13 protein-coding genes are annotated in these 17202 nt (G+C 69.4%); 8 read left to right on the plus strand and 5 right to left on the minus strand.

The genetic code is table 11. From position 1 onward, the window contains the following. The first annotated feature begins 205 nt into the window (after positions 1 to 205). Complete coding sequence (locus AC3A57_RS04105) at positions 206 to 571, plus strand: helix-turn-helix transcriptional regulator (RefSeq protein WP_487577725.1); 366 nt, start codon at positions 206 to 208, stop codon at positions 569 to 571. Positions 572 to 824: 253 nt separating this feature from the next. On the opposite strand, the gene AC3A57_RS04110 is transcribed toward AC3A57_RS04105, so the two are convergent. Then, positions 825 to 1856, minus strand: a complete 1032-nt coding sequence (locus AC3A57_RS04110) for a hypothetical protein (protein ID WP_487577726.1) — start codon at positions 1854 to 1856, stop codon at positions 825 to 827. A 289-nt stretch (positions 1857 to 2145) separates the two neighbouring features. Between AC3A57_RS04110 and AC3A57_RS04115 the strand changes: the two genes are divergently transcribed. Next, the gene (locus AC3A57_RS04115; protein ID WP_487577727.1) at positions 2146 to 3075 is read left to right on the plus strand and encodes an alpha/beta fold hydrolase; all 930 of its coding nucleotides are present in this window, start codon (positions 2146 to 2148) and stop codon (positions 3073 to 3075) included. 90 nt (positions 3076 to 3165) lie between these two features. On the opposite strand, the gene AC3A57_RS04120 is transcribed toward AC3A57_RS04115, so the two are convergent. Then, complete coding sequence (locus tag AC3A57_RS04120; RefSeq protein WP_487577728.1) at positions 3166 to 3552, minus strand: RidA family protein; 387 nt, start codon at positions 3550 to 3552, stop codon at positions 3166 to 3168. Positions 3553 to 4055: 503 nt separating this feature from the next. Here AC3A57_RS04120 and AC3A57_RS04125 point away from each other — a divergent pair. The 3 genes from AC3A57_RS04125 to AC3A57_RS04135 all read left to right on the plus strand — a co-directional run bounded on the left by AC3A57_RS04125 (position 4056) and on the right by AC3A57_RS04135 (position 8718). Further along, positions 4056 to 5162, plus strand: a complete 1107-nt coding sequence (locus AC3A57_RS04125; protein WP_487577729.1) for an efflux RND transporter periplasmic adaptor subunit — start codon at positions 4056 to 4058, stop codon at positions 5160 to 5162. Then, entirely contained in the window at positions 5159 to 8242 is a 3084-nt protein-coding gene (locus AC3A57_RS04130; protein WP_487577730.1) for an efflux RND transporter permease subunit, read from the plus strand. Before AC3A57_RS04125 ends, AC3A57_RS04130 begins: the two co-directional genes overlap by 4 nt. 158 nt (positions 8243 to 8400) lie before the next feature. Next, complete coding sequence (locus AC3A57_RS04135; protein WP_487577731.1) at positions 8401 to 8718, plus strand: DUF5676 family membrane protein; 318 nt, start codon at positions 8401 to 8403, stop codon at positions 8716 to 8718. Here AC3A57_RS04135 and AC3A57_RS04140 read toward each other — a convergent pair. Continuing rightward, entirely contained in the window at positions 8715 to 8963 is a 249-nt protein-coding gene (locus AC3A57_RS04140) for a hypothetical protein (RefSeq protein WP_487577732.1), read from the minus strand. The genes AC3A57_RS04135 and AC3A57_RS04140 overlap by 4 nt on opposite strands. After that, entirely contained in the window at positions 8960 to 10117 is a 1158-nt protein-coding gene (locus AC3A57_RS04145; RefSeq protein ID WP_487577733.1) for an MBL fold metallo-hydrolase, read from the minus strand. The genes AC3A57_RS04140 and AC3A57_RS04145 overlap by 4 nt, the downstream gene beginning before the upstream one ends. 86 nt (positions 10118 to 10203) lie before the next feature. On the opposite strand from AC3A57_RS04145, the gene AC3A57_RS04150 reads away from it, so the two are divergent. From AC3A57_RS04150 to AC3A57_RS04160, 3 genes are all read left to right on the plus strand, one after another. Further along, positions 10204 to 10827 (plus strand): TetR/AcrR family transcriptional regulator, encoded by a 624-nt coding sequence (locus AC3A57_RS04150; RefSeq protein WP_487577734.1) that lies wholly within the window; start codon positions 10204 to 10206, stop codon positions 10825 to 10827. Between the two features lie 189 nt (positions 10828 to 11016). Next, entirely contained in the window at positions 11017 to 12471 is a 1455-nt protein-coding gene (locus AC3A57_RS04155) for a hypothetical protein (RefSeq protein ID WP_487577735.1), read from the plus strand. Positions 12472 to 13007: 536 nt separating this feature from the next. Then, complete coding sequence (locus tag AC3A57_RS04160) at positions 13008 to 16010, plus strand: amino acid adenylation domain-containing protein (protein WP_487577736.1); 3003 nt, start codon at positions 13008 to 13010, stop codon at positions 16008 to 16010. 120 nt (positions 16011 to 16130) lie between these two features. Here the strand turns inward: AC3A57_RS04160 and AC3A57_RS04165 are convergent, their stop codons facing one another. Beyond that, positions 16131 to 17087 carry an MBL fold metallo-hydrolase gene (locus tag AC3A57_RS04165; RefSeq protein WP_487577737.1) on the minus strand — a complete coding sequence of 319 codons (957 nt, stop codon included), beginning with the start codon at positions 17085 to 17087 and terminating at the stop codon, positions 16131 to 16133. Positions 17088 to 17202: the final 115 nt, after the last annotated feature.

Consider the following 17202-nt stretch of genomic DNA (forward strand, 5'->3'; position numbering starts at 1 on the left):
TTACGCGACACTTTTTACACCTGTTTGCGAAACTTTCAGCCCTGCAGCAATAGGTGAAAGTCCCTATGCAGAACTAGATGAACGCGGAAAATCCTGTAATTTCAGCACGTTCACGAAAAGCCCGAACGGCGTTGTTCAGCCTTCGGTGCGTCTTCGGTGCCCAGTAACGGAAACCGGACCCCAGACCTCCTAAGGAGCCATCCGGATGCATCTTGAAGACCGCATACGGCGCGCCAGGCTATGGGCCAAGCTGTCGCAGCAAGAGTTGGCGAACAAGATCGGCGTGCGGCGCAGCGCCGTGGCCCAATGGGAAAAGCAGGGCGGCAACCTGCCCTCGATGAGCCACTTGATCGAGATCGCGCTGGCGACCGCGGTGACCCTGGAATGGTTGGGCACCGGCCGCGGGCCGATCCGGGCCGATGAAGAAACCTGGACCCCCGCGGTGCAAAGCCTCGACTTCGCCCAGGACGAAACCGAGTACCAGTGCCTGCAGGATTTGAGGCGGCTTCCGCATCAGCTGCGCGAGAACCTGGCCGGCATCATCGCCGTCCTCGCGAAGAGCTATGCCTGAGCGCCGCGACGGCCGGCTAGGGGCGCTGGCGGCGGACGACGGGCCATTCGCCCGGCTCGACGATTTCCATGGCGAGCCGGTCGCAGCGCGCCGCGCTCAGCGAACCTGGCGCAGGCGCGCTCGGCGGGCGAACGCCGCTGTGTAACAGACTTGCCGCAGGGCCGGATCCAAGCCGGTCCACGCCGAGCCGGGCCTGCGCCGGCGAACACAGCCGCAACCCGCTACCCGCGCTGGGGCCGCTCGCAACCAGCGCTCAATCGCCCTTGACCTGATCCAGGTCGTAGCGGCGGATCTCGTTCAGCCCGCCGTCTCCGTCGTACTTGTCGGAGCCCTCTTCCGTGGCGACGAACACATCGCCGTCGACGATCTGGATGCCTTCGTTGTAGTCGGGCACGTCGTACTCGTGCCGCTGGTCGCTCAACTCGTAGCGGGACCGGTCGGACCAGTCGGCCCAGATCAGATCGCTGGGCGCGGGACCGCAGTCGCCGAAGCTGGCGCTGAATACGATGCCGTCGTCGTTGACGGCGATTCCCTGGACGTTGTACGGCGTCTCGATGGTGGCCACCGGGTCGGCGGAGGTTTCGCGCGGATCGCTGTCGTACCGGTAGCCGCCGCTGTCGTCGACGAAACGGCCGGTTTGCGGGTCGATCCGGTAGACGTGGACCTCGGGATCGCCGTCGCCGGCGCTTTGCCAGGGGTGGTTCTCGACCCAGCGGCCGACGTAGGCCTTGCCGTCGTGGATGTTGATGTAGCTGGCCGAACCGTCCTCGACCTGGTTCACCTGCACGGCCTCGACGATCTCGCCCGGAGTGGCGTTGTAGATGTCGCTGCGGCGATAGACATACACCTGGCTGGTGTCGGCCACGTAGACGAAGTCGCCGGCGACAGCGACGCCGCCGCCCTTGCTCAGCTCGGCCCGGCCATCCAGACCGGCCAGATAGACGTCGCGCAATTCGCCGCCGGTGGTCCGGTCCTGAACCGATAGCCGTACGTTCGGCAGCGCGTCCTGAGGGTTGGCGATCTCGACCTGGCTGCCGTTGTTGCCCGGATCGATGGTGATCGTGTCGGACGGGTCGGCCCGGTAGTAAGTGGTGAAGAAGGTGCCTTCGGCCTGGTCGTAACCCAGCCCTTGCGCAGTCCAGGGCGATCCCTCCCCCTGATGGAGATGCTCGATCGTCTCCGCGGTCGGCGCCGAACCGCTCGCGGATGCGTCGTCGGCCCGCGCGACCGGGGCGTTCGCGCTGGATTGAGGCAGGTAACCGCCGGCTCCGGAAATGGTGCTCATGTCGACCCCGCAGTTCGGACTTTCGTCGCAACGCTATCAGCGCAATGGAGTGGATGGCACCTGGGGTATTCCCCAGGGCCGGATTTGCGCCGCCGTCGTCGCGCGCGGCATGGCGGTCCTGCGCCGCGCGGCAACGGCGCCGGTCAGCGGCCGTCCCGGTCCGCGCGCGCGTGCGGGCCCCGCGCGCACAAGGTTAAGCGCAGCTCGCGTCGAACCGGCGCGGCGCTCACGCATGCGCAACACGCCCATCGGGTAAATGGCGTCCTGGCCACCCTGCTGGGACGAAAGCATGACCGTCTCGAACGCATCCTCATTGCAGCGCCACGCCGCCGTGCGCCATTGCCGCACCCGGGTCGAAGGTTGCGAAATCTTCTACCGCGAGGCCGGCCCGGCCGATGCGCCGGTAGTGTTGTTGCCGCACGGCTATCCCTGTTCATCGTATGAGTTCCGCGACCTCATGCCGGCGCTGGCCGATCGCTGGCGGTTGCTCGCGCCGGATTTCCCGGGTTTCGGCTACAGCGACACGCCGGACGATTTCGATTACGGCTTCGCCGGCTACGCCCGCTTCCTGGCCGCATTCGCCGATAAGCTCGGCTTGCAGCGCTACGTGCTCTATCTGCACGACTACGGCTCGCAGATCGGCTTGCGCCTGGCGATCCAAGCGCCGGACAAGATCGCTGGCCTGATCGTGCAGAACGGCGACATCTACGCCGATACGCTCGGTCCCCAATACCACGGCTTGCTGCGTCATTTCGCGCATCCGACCGACGCGACCCGCAAGGCGCTGGCCGATGCGGTTAGCGAGCAAGGCTATCGCGACGAATTCCTCAACGGGGTCGTCGCCGATCTCGAGCCGCGGATGAGCCCCGATCTATGGACCCTGCATTGGGCGCTGACCACGCCCGCACGTGCCGATATCGCGGTGGCACTGATGGAAGGCTTGAAGGAGAACCTGGAATGGTTCCCGCGCTACCAGGCGTATCTGCGCCAGCACGCGCCGCCGACCCTGATCCTGTGGGGGCCGCGCGACGGCTATATGCCGGAGGCCGCGGCGCGGGCCTACCTGCGCGACCTGCCGCAGGCACAGTTGCATCTGTTCGACGACGGCGGGCACTGGCTGCTGGAAACCCACCTGGATCGCGTGGCGGCGTTGACGCGCGGGTTCCTGGGCTCGTTGCCGCGACATAAGGACGCAGGGCCGGTGCGGCAGCGCTCATAACTCTGCGCTGTGCCGCAACATACGCGGCGAACGATCGTGGGCCGTCTCGCCCGCCGGCCAGAGGACCGGCGGCGATGCGCGGTGGCCGCCTCAACCCGCCGCCACCGCCTCCACTTCCAGCTTCCAGCTCGGTTCCAGCAGCGTGCAGCAGACCACCGTCGAGGAGACCCGATGCGATCCCAGTTGTTCGGCGCGAATGCGGGCGTTGGCCTGGTCGAACTTGGGGTCGGCCAGATAGGTGCGCAGCGAGACCAGGTTGTCGATGCCCAGCCCGGCGGCGGCGAGGATGGTCTTGATGTGTTTCCAGATCAGTTCGGCCTGGTCTTCGAACGACTCGGGCATGGTGCTGCCATCGGCCTCGAACGCGTTGAGGCCGCTGATGAACAGCAGCCGCGTGCCGCCCGACACTTCCATGGCGTGGACATAACCGCGGTAGGGCGGAAACAGCTCCGGAGGATCGTGGGCGATCAGTGGCATCGCAGGTTCCTGGACAAGAGGGTGGGGACGCGGCCGCGCCGCGACGGCGGGCTCGAGAGCAACTGGCGCCTCGCCGGATTTCGCCTATCATTACCGAGATCGAGCAACGAAAGTGGCGCAATGGCGCATCCAGGGAGAGGGCTCCCTGCCGTGGAACGGCGGCAAGCCGAAGCAAGGCGCCCCGAGGCGAGGCGCATCCGGCTCGTTGATTCGGGAGCCCGCGCCGTTGCGGCCACGCCGCCGTCCTGTCGCCGCTGCGCTGCCGCGCCGCTAATGGGACTGCCTGCAGACGCCCCCGCTCCGCGTCCCGCCGCCTTCCCCGCCGACTCGCCGCAGCCGCATCGTTCGCGCCGCGGGCCGGCCGGGCGCCTGGTTAATCCCTTCTTAAACTCGTCTGCCTACGTTGGTCGCGATGCGCGCAGAGATCGCAGCCGCCGACCGGTCCGCACGACGAAGGCTGCGCTGCCGCGCGCCCCTGTTTCCCCTGCCCTTACGGAATTCCCATGCGTGCACGCCCCCGGCGTTGGCTAGTCCCTGTTCTGCTCGGTTTGTCCTTGGCGGCGTGCGGAGGCGCCAAGGAAGAGGAAGCCGCGGCTAAACCTTCCGCCGGCCTGCCGGTGTCGCTGGCGCCGGCGCAGCTGCGGCCGCTGGCGCGCAGCGTGCTGGTGTCCGGGCCGGTGTCGGCGTTCGAGGAAATGCAACTGGGCGTGGAGCTCAGCGGCCAGCGGGTGACCGCGCTCAATGTCGACGTCGGCCAGAGCGTGCGCAAGGGCCAGGTGCTGCTGACTCTGGACCATCGCACCCTGGACAGCGAACTGGCCCAGGCCGAGGCCTCGCTGCGCCAGGCGCAGGCCTCGCTGTCGCTGGCCCAAGTCAGCTACGAGCGCGGCGCCAAGCTGGCCGCGCAGCAGTTGATCAGCGCCGGCAATCTGGACGAACTGCGCGCCACCCGGGTACAGGCCGAGGCGCAGGCCGCGACCGCGCGGGCCGGACGCGACGCGGCCCGGTTGCGGCGCGACTTCGCCGAGCTGCGCGCGCCGGCCGACGGGGTGATCTCCAAGCGCCTGGTCCAACCGGGCCAGGTGGTGGCGGCCGGCAACGAATTGTTGCGCCTGATCCGCGACGGCCGCCTGGAGTGGCGCGCCGAACTGCCCGAGGATCAGCTGTCGCTGGTCGCGGTCGGCAACACGGTCGAGCTGACGCACGGCGGCCAGGTCATCGCCGGGCGGATCCGCGCGGTCAGCCCGGGCGTCGACGGCCAGACCCGCACCGGCACCGTCTACGCCGACCTGCCCGAGCCCGGGCCGCTCAAGCAAGGCGTATACCGGGAAGGCCGGATCGTCACCGGCAGCGGCCGCGCCCTGATGGTGCCCAGCGCCGCGGTAGTGCAGCGCGACGGGCACAGCTACGTGTTCACCCTCAAGGACGCGCAATCGGTGCAGCGCCGGCGGGTGCGCACCGGCCAGACCGCGCAGGGCATGGTCGAGATCGTCCAGGGATTGAAGGACGGCGAACGCGTGGTCGCGCAGGGCGCCGGCTTCCTCGGCGACGGCGATCGGGTGCGCGTGGTCGCGGCGTCGGCCACGACCAAGGAGAGCGCGACGCCATGAATTTCTCCGCATGGGCGATCCGCCGGCCGTTGCCGGCGGTGATGGTGTTCTTCGTGCTGTGCGTGGCCGGGCTGTGGGGCTTTTACCAACTGCCGGTAGCGCGCTTTCCGGACATCGCCTTTCCGATGACCACGGTGACGGTGACCCAGCCGGGCGCGTCGCCGAGCCAGTTGGAAGCCGAGGTCACGCGCAAGATCGAGGATTCGGTCGCCACGGTGACCAACGTCAAGCGGGTGATGTCGACCGTCAGCGAGGGCGTCAGCACGACCCAGATCGAGTTCTTCCTGGAGGCCGACCTGGCGACCGCGCTGGACGATACCCGCGACGCGGTCACCCGGATCCGCACCGACCTGCCGCAGGACATCCAGGAGCCGGTGATTTCCAAGGTCGACATCGGCGGCTCGTTGATGACCTATGCCCTGGTCGCGCCGCAGATGAGCGCCGACGAGGCCAGCTGGTTCGTCGACCGCGAGGTCACCCGGGCGGTGTACGGCGTCCCCGGCGTGGCCCGGGTCACCCGGGTCGGCGGCGTGCAGCGCCAGGTGCGGGTCGACCTGGACCCGAACGCCCTGCTCGCCTATGGCGTCACCGCCGGCGCGGTGTCGCATCAGCTGGCGGCGATCCAGGTCGAGCGCGCCGGCGGCAAGGCCGAACTGGACGGCGCCCAGCAGACCATCCGCACCCTCGGCACGGTGGGCAACGCCCAGGCGCTGCGCGACTATTCGATCAGCCTGCCCGACGGGCGTTCGGTGCGGTTGTCGGCGCTGGCCAAGGTCAGCGATGCCGCGGCCGACCCCAATGAGGCGGCCTTGCTGGACGGCCGCGACGTGGTCGCGTTCTCGATGTCGCGCACTCGCGGCTCCAGCGAGGTCGAGGTCGAGGCCGGCGTGCACAAGGCGCTGGACCAGCTGAAGGCCCAGCATCCGGGCATCGATTTCCGCCTGGTCACCACCGCCATCGACGAGACCCACCGCTCCTACGACTCGTCGATGACGATGCTGTGGGAAGGCGCGCTGCTGGCCCTGCTGGTGGTGTTCGCGTTCCTGCGCAACTGGCGCGCGACCTGGGTCTCGGCGCTGGCCTTGCCGCTGTCGATCATCCCGACCTTCGCGGTGATGTATTGGTTCGGCTTCACTCTCAACCTGATCACCCTGCTGGCGCTGTCGGTGGTGGTCGGCATCCTGGTCGACGACGCGATCGTCGAGATCGAGAACATCGTCCGCCACCTGCGCATGGGCAAGCCGCCGATCGAGGCCGCGCGCGAGGCGGCCGGCGAAATCGGCAACGCGGTGATCGCGACCTCGCTGACCCTGGCGGCGGTGTTCGTGCCGGTGGCGTTCATGCCCGGCATCGCCGGCAAGTTCTTCCGCGAGTTCGGCTGGACCGCGGCCACCGCGGTGCTGTTTTCGTTGCTGGTGGCGCGCCTGCTGACCCCGATGATGGCCGCCTACCTGCTCAAGCCGCATGGCGAGGAGCCCGCCGATTCGCGGCTGATGCGCTGGTACCTGGGCTGGGTCGACGCGGCGCTGCGCCATCGCGCGCGCACGCTGTGGATCGCCACCGGCCTGTTCGTCGCCTCGCTGGCGCTGGTGCCGCTGATCCCGGCCACCTTCATCCCGCAGTCCGACCTGGGCCGCAGCAACCTCAGCCTGGAACTGCCGCCGGGCACTCGGCTGCAAGAGACCCAGGCGGTGGCCGAGCGTGCGCGCCTGCTGCTCAAGGACATTCCCGAGCTCAAGCAGGTCTACACCGCGATCGGCAGCGTGCTCGACCTGGGCGACCCGTCGACCACCGGCGTGGCCGACGTGCGCAAGGCCACCCTGGTGCTGGACTGGGGCGTAGCCGACGATCGCCAGCGCGACCAGCGCGCGCTCGAGCGCGACGCGCGCGCGCGCCTGGCCGACCTGCCCGGGGTACGGGTGAGCTATGTCAGCTCCGAGCCGGGCAACCTGCTGCAACTGGTACTGTCGGGCGACGACCCGCAGCACCTGCAGGAGGCCTCGATCGCGCTGGAACGCGACCTGCGCGGCATCCCCGGCCTGGGCAGCATCACCTCCTCGGCCTCGCTGCTGCGCCCGGAAATCCAGATCGTGCCCAACCCGGCCCGCGCCGCCGACCTGGGCGTCGCCACCGCCGACATCGCCGAGGCCGCGCGCATCGCCACCGCCGGCGACTACGAGCAGCGCCTGGCCAAGCTCAACCTGCCCGACCGGCAGATTCCGATCCGGGTCGGCTTCGCCGAGAGCACCCTGGCCAATCCGGCGCTGATCGGCCAGTTGCGCGTGCCCGGCCGCTACGGCCCGGTGCCGCTGGCGGCGGTGGCCGAGGTGCGCCTGGGCAGCGGCCCGTCGCAGATCTCGCGCTACCAGCGCCAGCGCAACGTCACCCTGACCGCCGAACTCAACGGCCGCCCGCTGGGCGAGGTCATGGAGACGGTGCAGCAGCTGCCCAGCGTCCAGCAGCTGCCGCCGGGGGTGAGTTTCCTCAACACCGGCGACGCCGAGGTCTTCGTCGAGCTGTTCGTCGGTTTCCTGCTGGCGATGGCGGCGGGCCTGATCTGCATCTACATGGTGCTGTTGCTGCTGTTCAACCATGCGCTGATGCCGCTGACCATCCTGACCGCGGTGCCGCTGTGCGCCGGCGGCGCGTTCGGCGCGCTGCTGCTGACCCAGAACATGCTGTCGCTGCCGGCGCTGATCGGCTTGCTGATGCTGATCGGCATCGCCACCAAGAACTCGATCCTGCTGGTCGACTATGCGGTGATCGCCGAGGACGAGCACGGCCTGAGCCAGCACGACGCGCTGGTCGACGCCTGCCGCAAGCGCGCCCAGCCGATCGTCATGACCACCCTGGCGATGGGCGCGGGCATGCTGCCGATCGCGCTGGGCTTCTCCGGCGATTCGAGTTTCCGCGCGCCGATGGCGATCGCGGTGATCGGCGGCCTGATCACCTCGACCCTGCTCAGCCTGATCGTGATCCCGGCGGCGTTCACCGTGATCGACGACCTCGGCGAGTGGCTGACCAAGCGTTTCCGCCATCGTTCCTCGCACCCGGCCCGGCAGCAGCCGCCGTCGGCCTGAGCGCGGATTCGCCGAGCGGCGCGCAGCAGCGTGCCGCTCGGCCGGTTTCCGCCCGGCGTCTGCCTTGATCCAGGTCAACGCCGGCCGGCCCGGCCGGTGGTGTAGTAAGCGCGGCCGCAAGGCGCCTATCCGCGCCACCCCCGCGAAGGAGCACGCCGATGAACGCCACTTCCGCTTCCAGGCCCGACGACGCCGGGTCTACGGCGCGCCTGCCGGTCGGCGCCCTGGGCATGGCGCTGAGCCTGTTTCTGTCGCTCTCGTTCGGGCTGTGCGTAATCGTCCACCTGTTCGTTCCGGCCTGGCCGGCCGAGCGTTCGGTGCTGGCCGCGGTGATGCCCGGCTTCGACGTGCTGACCTGGTCCGCGGTCCTGCTCGGCCTGGTCAAGACCTACGCCGCCGGCTGGTACATCGCCCTGGTATTCGGCCCGATCTACAACTTCTTCTTCGACCGCCAAGCAGGCCGGGCCCAGCCCTAGCCCGCGCGGGCCGAACGCGGAACGTCGTTGCTGGCGTCGATCACCGCCGCCACCGGATAGCCGCTGCGGACGATGGCGTCGACCGTTTCGGCCACGCTCAGCCAGTTTTCGATCCGCACGATCTGCGCGTCGTGCTCCGGGTCGGGTTCGAAGTTGACCCGGCTGCCGAGATCGGCGCGCAGCAACGCGGCGACGACCCCGCGCCGGGCCTGCGCGTCCAGCCGCGCGTGCAGGCGCAGCCTCACAGGGCGACTCCGTGCGCGGCCGCGGATACGGCAGGCTTCGCTTCGCCGGCTTCGCGCCACCACGGCGTCATCGCCTGCGGGGCGCGCAGGTCGAGGCGTTCGCCCATGCGCGGCGTGGTCAAGGCGACGGCCCGCTCGGCGGCGAGCGCGGCCACCCGCTCGAAGGGCTCGGTCCACGGATGCATCGCCAAGTCGAAAGTGCCGTTATGGATCGGCAGCAGCCAGCGCCCGCGCAGGTCGAGGTGGGCCTGTACGGTCTGCTCCGGCTGCATGTGCACGAACGGCCAGTTGGCGTCGTAGGCGCCGGTTTCCAGCATCGTCACGTCGAACGGCCCGTAACGGCGGCCGATGTCCTTGAAGCCGTCGAAGTAGCCGCTGTCGCCGCTGAAGAACAGCCGCAGCGACGGGCCGCCGTCGCCGGCGTCGTCGAGGATGGTCCACGACGCCCACAGGGTCTTGTCGCCGTCGAACAGGCCGCGGCCGGAGAAGTGCTGCGCGGGCGTGGCGACGAACCGCACCCCGTCGATGGTCGCGCCCTGCCACCAGTCGAACTGGCGCACCTTGGCCGGGTCGACGCCCCAGGCGATCAGGCGGTCGCCCACGCCGAGCGGGGCGAGAAACACCCCGGCAGTGTCGGCGAGCCGGCGCACGGTGGCGGCGTCGAGATGGTCGAAGTGATCGTGCGACAGCAGCACGCCGCGCAGCGGCGGCAGTTCGTCCAGCGCGATCGGCGGCGCGTGGAAGCGCTTGGGCCCGGCCCATTGCACCGGCGAAGCGCGTTCGGCGAACACCGGATCGGTGATCCACCAGCCGCCGCGCAGCTTGATCAGCAGGGTCGAGTGGCCGAGCCGGAACAGGCTGTGGTCCGGGGCCTGGGCCAGTTGCCGCGCGCTCAGCGCCAGCACCGGCGGGGCGACCGCCGGGACTGCGTCGGTGGGCTTGTTCCACAGCGAGTCGCAAATCAGGCGCAGGGTCTTCCAGAAGCCCAGCGCCGGGCGCGGCAAAGGGTTGTGGAAACGCCCGTCGGCGAACTGCGGCGAGTCGGCGTAGTGCCCCAAGGGCGTGTGGGTGCGGACGGCGGAGAATAGGCAGGCGCTCACGATCAAGGCTCCGGTGATCAGGCTGAAGCGGCGAAGACGGATGGCTCGGGGCATGGGGCGAACGGGGCATCCAGAAAACTACACTGCCCAGTGTAGTGTAGTTTTTGAGAAAGTAAACCCACCGGTGTAATCTTTTGTCCATGGCCACTCCCCCACCCGCCCCCGCCCGCCTGACCGACCGCAAGCGCGCCGCCATCCTGGAAGCGGCCATGGCCGAGTTCCGTCAGGCCGGCTACGACGCCACCAGCATGGACCGGGTCGCGGCCAGCGCCGGAGTGTCCAAGCGCACGGTCTACAACCACTTCCCGAGCAAGGAAGTGCTGTTCGCGCAGATCCTGCAGCAACTGTGGGAGCGCAGCCTGGCTTCGCCGGACCTGGTCTACCGGGCCGACCGGCCGTTGCGCCCGCAGTTGCTCGAACTGGTCCAGCAGAAACTGCAGTTGCTGCACGACGAAGCCTTCATCGACCTGGCCCGGGTCGCGATCGTCGCGATCATTCCCGCGCCCGAACGCGCCCAGCAGTTGTTCGCGCGCATGGGCGACAAGGAAGAGGCCCTGACCGCGTGGATCCGCGCCGCCGCGGCCGACGGCCGCCTGCAGGCGCAGGATCCGTTGTTTGCTTCGATGCTGCTGCAGGGCATGGTCAAGGGCTTCGCGTTCTGGCCGCAGATCACCCTGGGCCAGCCGATGCTGACGCCGGCCCAGCGCGACCAGGTGGCGCAGACCGCCACCGACATGTTCCTGGCGCACTTCGCACCCGCCTGATCGGCGGCCGCCCGGATCGCGCTCGACGCAACACCCGCGGGCTCGCGCGGCGCGACGACCGGCCGGCGTGCGCGCCCGGACCGTCCCCGCTTGCGCCGGCCGTAGCGCGTCGCTGCGGCACGCCAGGCCGCGCCCGCTGCAGGAACAGCATCGACCGCAGTTCCACGCCATCCAACCCAGGACGCAGCCATGAACGTCTCTCGGATCGACCGGACCGGCAGCAAGGCGGCGCAACCGGGCCTACCGCCCGACGTGGCCGCCTACTTGGCCGAAGCCAAAGTCCTGTTCGACCGGATCCACCCGCTGTGGCGCACCGCCGGCAACGTCTGGCGCACCGCCTGCGCCTTCGACAGCCTGCTCGACTACTTCGTCGTCAGCGGCGCCGACAGCGCGCCCTACGGCCAGGACGCCTTGGCCGCGCTGGACCCGACTCAGAAAGGCAATTGGTGGGACGATTTCGGCTGGATCGGCATCGCCGCCTTGCGCGCCGCGGAACTGGGGTTCGCGGCCCAGCACCGCATCGACTTCCTCAAGATCGCGATCAACGCCTGGTGCTACATGGTCGGGCCGCGCTGGTCGACCCGGCCGGACCAGACCGCGATCTACCCCTACACCGATCCGCCGGGCTGGGCGCAATTCGCCGGCACCCACCCGGTCAACCGCGGCGCGCCCAATTGCTGGGTCGACATCGGCCAGACCTGGCCCGGCGCGCCGCCGCTGATCCAGGCCCAACTGCGGCCGCGCTACTCGCCCGGCGGAATCTGGAACTCGCCGATCACCTTCGATGCGCATCCCACCCCGGTGCCCGAATACGACGGCAGCGGCGGCGTGCTCAACCCGATCCAGAACACGGTCACCAACGGCGTGTTCGCCCTGCTCAGCCTGCGCCTGTGCCTGGCCGCGCAGAACCCGGCCTTCACTGCGTATTTCACCGACGCCGGCGTCGACGTCCAGGCCTGCAACCAGGCCTGGCAGGACCAGATCGCCTGGTGGCAGCTATGGATGCTGAAGACCCCGGACCCGTGGCAGTCGCTGCTGCTGACCAGCCAATCGGGCTCGCGCGCCGGCGCGCTGGTGCGCGAACGCGTGTCCAGCTTCCACGCCTTGGACAACGTGGTGTACTGGGATTCCTCCTACGACCGTTCGATGACCTGGAGCGGCGACCAGGGCCTGCTGATCGGCGCCCTGCGCGAGGCGCAGTCGATGTACCGGGCCTCGCCGCCGCCGGTGACCGGCGTCTACCCGCAGCTGATCCAGGGCATGTTCGCCAACGCCTTCCTGCCGCGCACGTACGGCTCGGTAGCCGGCGAGTTCCCCCTGCCCTGGCTGCAAGTCGGCGCCTCGGATCCGTACTCATCGGTGCCGCCGGGTTACGACTACGGCGATTACCAGACCGGCGTGGCGGTGTTCATGCGCTATCTGCTGCAGGCCCACCAGGCCGACCCGGCGCTGTTGGCGCCGTACACGCCGACGATCCTCGCCAACGCCACCGCGTTGGTAAGCCCCGGCTTCGGCCGGCCGCTGCAGCCCGGCCAATGCGACGCGTTCACGCCCTACGGCAGCGACAACGCCGACCTGATGTCGGCCTACGTCAATCGCCTGTCGGTGCTGACGCTGGCGATCGCGCTCAGTCCGGGCGAGTGAGGATCGTCCGAACACGGCCTCACGGGCGGCGGGTCGGCCGATGGCCCGCCGCGGTTTTCGCGGCGACGCCACGACCCGCCTCTCCGCACAGGCGGGCGCCCACAGGCTTCGCAGTCTTGTCTCGGCGAAGCTCTGGATCCCCGCTTTCGCGGGGATGGCGTTCATCGGCGATGACGATGGCTCGGCTTCGCCACGAATCTTCCAGCCGTCGTGCCCGCGCAGGCGGGCATCCAGAGCCTTTGGCGTCGTATCGGATTGATCTGGATCAATGGTCCGAACGCTAGCGTCGCTGAGCAGAGCGAAACTGCGATCCGATCACAGACCAACGCGCCGTCGATCGGTACTCAGTACGTCGAGCGAGACGATGCGCGCGTCGCTGCGAAATCCAGCAGCGGTTTCCTCTTCGCGCACGCCTCGCGGCCATCGTCTTTTCATCCGCAAACGCCGGCGCAATCGCCAAGGCGCGAGGGCGCGACCGCGCCCCCGTCGTGCGCGCGGTGGGCGCAGCGGCGACTTCGACCATCGGAGACACAGGCATGCCGACCATACCCAGCGTAATCGATCGATTTCGGAATCGCGCCGTCGAACAGCCCGACTCGACCGCCGTGGTCGACCGCGGCCGCACGATCAGCTACCGGCAGCTCGATCGCGACAGCGACCTCGTCGCGGCGCGCCTCGCCCGACGCGGCATCGGGCCCGGATCGCTGGTACCGTTGATCTGCGACCGCTCGGCGAGCCTGGTCGTCGGCCTGCTCGGCATTGCCAAGTCAGGCGCGGCCTATGTGCCGATCGACGACGGCTATCCCGACGCGAGAAAACGCTACATCGTCGTTCAGACCCGTTCTTCGCTGGCGTTGTGCTCCCGCGGGGCCTGGGCCAGCGATACGCTCGAGGTGCTCGACGTCGACGAACTGGCCGCTCCGGCCGACCCGTCGACCCCGCCCGTTACGGCCGGAACGGGCGATATCGCGTACGTGATCTTCACCTCGGGCACCACCGGCCAGCCCAAGGGCGTCGTCATCGAGCATGCGGCGCTCGCCAACCTGATCGACTGGCACAACCGCGAGTTCGAGGTGAACGGCGACAGTCGCCTGACCTCGATGGCCAAGATCGGCTTCGACGTCGCCCAGTGGGAAGTGTGGTCGGCCCTGTGCGCCGGAGCGACGCTGCATCTGCTGGAGCCAGCCGTGCGCGTGGATCCCGCTGCGCTGGCGCGTTTCTACGCGAACCATGCGATCAGCCACGCCTTCGTGCCGACCGTGATGGTGCCGGAGGTCGTAGCGGCGACCCGCGGCGTGAGCACGCGCTTGCGCTATCTGTTCACTGCCGGCGAGAAATTGAACCCGATCGACCTGGACGCGGCCGACTACGCCCTGGTGGACTATTACGGGCCCACCGAAGCAACCATTTTCGCTACCTCCAGGCGAGTGCCCAGCGCCAGTGCGGGCGCCCCCTACTCGATCGGCAAGCCGGTCGCAGGCGCGACGGCGTACATCCTCGATCCGTCTCTCGGCCCGGTTCCTCCGGGCGAGGCAGGCGAGCTCTGCCTGGGCGGCCCGGGGCTGGCTCGCGGCTATCTCGACAACGACGCGCTCACTCGCGAGCGCTTCGTGAACGTCGGCGGCCAGCGCCTGTACCGTACCGGCGACCTGGCGCGACTGTTGCCGGACGGCCAGATCCAGTTCCTCGGCCGAGGCGACGAACAGATCAAGATCCGCGGCAATCGGGTCGAGCTGGGCGAAATCGAGGCGCAGTTGCAGCTGCTGCCCGGCGTGCGCAAAGCCGCGGTCGCGGTCGCCGCGCCGGACGACCCCGGTCGCAAGCAGATCGTCGCTTTCGTGGTGGCGCACGCGCCGGCCGAAGCGCGCCAGGATGGGTTTCGGGCCGAGTTGCGCCAGCGGCTCGGCGCGGTCCTGCCGGATTACATGATCCCCGCCGCTTTCGTCTCGGTCGACGAGTTTCCGCTCACTCCGAACGGCAAGATCGATAAGGCCGAACTGCTGCGCGGCTACGCGCACACCGCGCCGGCCGCCTCGGCGCCCGCGCCGGCCGCCGAGACCCGGGCGCAGGCGCTGGTGGCCGAGGTCTTCGCCCGCGTGCTCGAACATCGCGATTTCGGCCTGGACGACAGCTACTTCGCTCTCGGCGGCCAGTCGCTGCTGGCGGCGCAACTGACCCGCGAGGCCGGCCAGGCGCTGGGAACCAAGGCCTATGTGCGCGATATCTACGAGTTCCCCAGCGTCCGCGCGCTCGCCGCCGCCCTGGAGCGCCGCGCCGGCCGCGCCGCACCCACGATCGACGCCGAACCGATCCTGGCCCTGCAGTCGGACATACGCCTGCCCGAAGGCGCGGATTTCGGCGCCGGATACGAGCCGAGCCAGATCGTCGCGCCCAGGCACGTCCTGCTGACCGGCGCCACTGGATTCGTCGGCGCGCATCTACTGTGCGATCTGCTCTCCGCCACCCAGGCGACCATTCATTGCCCGATCCGGACCAGCGACCAGGCCAGCGCGGGCGAGCGCCTGCGATCGACCCTAGCAAAATACGCCCTGGCGCCGGACCCAAGTGCCTTGCTGCGGGTGCGCGCCTATGCCGCGGACCTGGCCGAACCGCGGCTGGGACTGGCCGAACTCGACCACGCCTACCTGGCCGAATCCGTCGACCTGGTCTACCACTGCGCCAGTGCGGTCAACTTCATCCAGCCTTACTCGCATCTACGCCGCGACAACGTGCAGGGGCTGGGCGAGGTGCTGGCCTTCTGCGCCGCCGGCCGGCTCAAGCCGCTGGCCTTGATGTCGACGATTTCGGTCTATAGCTGGGGGCACCGGTACACCGGCAAGCGGGTGATGCGCGAGGACGACGACATCGACCAGAACCTGACCGCGGTGAGCGCCGACATCGGCTACGTCCGCAGCAAATGGGTGATGGAAAAGATCGCCGATATGGCGGCGAGCCGCGGCCTGCCGCTGATGACCTTCCGCCTGGGTTACGCGACCTTCCATGGCCGCTCCGGCCGCTGCGCCGATTACCAATGGTGGTCCCGGCTGGTCCGCACCTGCATCGCGTACGGCGGCGTGCCGGATCTGCGCAATTTCCGCGAGGGGCTGACCAGCGTCGACTACATGACCCGGGCCATCGCGCATATCTCGCGCAATCCGGCCGCTATCGGCAAGAAGTTCAACCTGGTCAATCGCGATCGGAACAATCTCACCCTGCACGAATTCTTCGCCAAGCTGGAGGCGGCATCGGGACTGCGTCTGCCGCAGCTGCCCTACCGCGACTGGTGCGCGCTGTGGGAGAACGACCACACAGCGCCGTTGTACCCGCTGCTGAGCCTGTTCAAGGATGTCGTGCGCGACGGCCAGTCGACGGCCGAGTTGTACCAGGACGGCTATCGCTGGGACTGCGGCAACGTCGACGAATTCCTGTGCGGCAGCGGCATCGCCGAACCGGCGTTCGACGAACCGCAGTTGCGGCGCTATCTGCGGCGCTCGATCGGCCTGCGCCTGCCCGCCGGCACGACATCGAGCGCCCGCTGACCGCGACTGTCCGGTGTCGGCATGCGCTGCCGGGTCCGGCGCGCGGCATTGCGCCCGCAACGGGCCGAGCGCGCGATGCGGCGTGGGCGGGGACCCGCCCTCCCCGCTGGGACTTGCCCGTCAGCGATCGGCCGCCCAGGCGAAGCCGTCGCCTTCGCGCTTGATCCGCCCCAGGCCCGGGAACGGAAAGTGCACGGAGTACACATGCAGATCCTGCTCGGCGGCGCGCTGCAGCAGGGCGCGCCGGCTGGCTTCGGCCAAGGGCGCGTCGCGGTCGTAGTCCACCGTCCATTCCGGGCGCTGCACCGAGATCACATGATGGTGCGCAGTATCGCCCAGGTACAGCAGGCGGTCCTTGCCGGAGGCGATCTCGTACGCGCTGTGGCCCGGAGTATGGCCGTCGACGGCGACCGCGGCGACCACACCGGGAACGATCGCCGCATTGGGCTCGAAGGCCTGCACCTTGGGCGCGATCGCGGCCGCCAGGGCGGCGTTGTCCGGATCGCCCTGCAACGCCTCCCATTCGGGCCTGGACAGATGGATGGTGGCGTTGGCGAAGGCCAGGCCGCCCTCGCCCGTGCGCAGGCCGCCGACGTGATCCGGATGCGCGTGCGAAATGAAGATGTCGGTGACCTGCGCCGGCTCGACGCCGGCGGCGCGCAGCGAGGCCGGCAAACGACCGGCCTGGGCGAAGGAAACGCCGGCGGCGCCGGTGTCGAACAGCAGGAGCCGGGCGCCGCTGCGCACCAGCAAGGGCTGGATGCTCAGGCGCAGCGCGTCGGTCGGCTGGCCGGCCGCGCTCAGCAAGGCGGCGACCTGTTCGGCCGGCTCGCCGATGGCGAAGGTCTTGCCGTCGTTGGCGACGTCGATGTCGCCGTCCTTCAACGCGTAAGCCTCGAGCGCACCGATCCGGAACGCGAATGCGCCGGTGTCGGCAACTGCCGGCGCGGGCGCCGCGGCGGGCGCTGCCGTCGGCGCGGGTTCGGCGGTGGCGGCGGGCGGCGGACGCGCGCAGGCCGCCAGCAGCGCGCCGCTCAACGCGGCGGCGATCGGTAGGGAAACGCGATTGCGGGGCATGGCGGGCTCCGTCCGAAGGCGATGGATGAGGCGATTGGAACGAGTCGACGGCGCGTACCGCGCGCCGCGACCGACCGGCTGGGCCGATATCGCGATCCAGGGCGATGCTACAGCC

The organism is Lysobacter sp. Soil_C_15 (genome assembly GCF_057657315.1).

What these genes read in the sequence shown, in the direction of transcription:
- AC3A57_RS04135 (WP_487577731.1), top strand. Translation starts at nt 8,401, where the DNA reads ATGAACGCCACTTCCGCTTCCAGGCCCGACGACGCCGGGTCTACGGCG.
- AC3A57_RS04115 (WP_487577727.1), top strand. Translation starts at nt 2,146, where the DNA reads ATGACCGTCTCGAACGCATCCTCATTGCAGCGCCACGCCGCCGTGCGC.
- AC3A57_RS04145 (WP_487577733.1), bottom strand. Translation starts at nt 10,117, where the DNA reads ATGCCCCGAGCCATCCGTCTTCGCCGCTTCAGCCTGATCACCGGAGCC.
- AC3A57_RS04130 (WP_487577730.1), top strand. Translation starts at nt 5,159, where the DNA reads ATGAATTTCTCCGCATGGGCGATCCGCCGGCCGTTGCCGGCGGTGATG.
- AC3A57_RS04160 (WP_487577736.1), top strand. Translation starts at nt 13,008, where the DNA reads ATGCCGACCATACCCAGCGTAATCGATCGATTTCGGAATCGCGCCGTC.
- AC3A57_RS04155 (WP_487577735.1), top strand. Translation starts at nt 11,017, where the DNA reads ATGAACGTCTCTCGGATCGACCGGACCGGCAGCAAGGCGGCGCAACCG.
- AC3A57_RS04165 (WP_487577737.1), bottom strand. Translation starts at nt 17,087, where the DNA reads ATGCCCCGCAATCGCGTTTCCCTACCGATCGCCGCCGCGTTGAGCGGC.
- AC3A57_RS04110 (WP_487577726.1), bottom strand. Translation starts at nt 1,856, where the DNA reads ATGAGCACCATTTCCGGAGCCGGCGGTTACCTGCCTCAATCCAGCGCG.
- AC3A57_RS04125 (WP_487577729.1), top strand. Translation starts at nt 4,056, where the DNA reads ATGCGTGCACGCCCCCGGCGTTGGCTAGTCCCTGTTCTGCTCGGTTTG.
- AC3A57_RS04150 (WP_487577734.1), top strand. Translation starts at nt 10,204, where the DNA reads ATGGCCACTCCCCCACCCGCCCCCGCCCGCCTGACCGACCGCAAGCGC.
- AC3A57_RS04120 (WP_487577728.1), bottom strand. Translation starts at nt 3,552, where the DNA reads ATGCCACTGATCGCCCACGATCCTCCGGAGCTGTTTCCGCCCTACCGC.
- AC3A57_RS04105 (WP_487577725.1), top strand. Translation starts at nt 206, where the DNA reads ATGCATCTTGAAGACCGCATACGGCGCGCCAGGCTATGGGCCAAGCTG.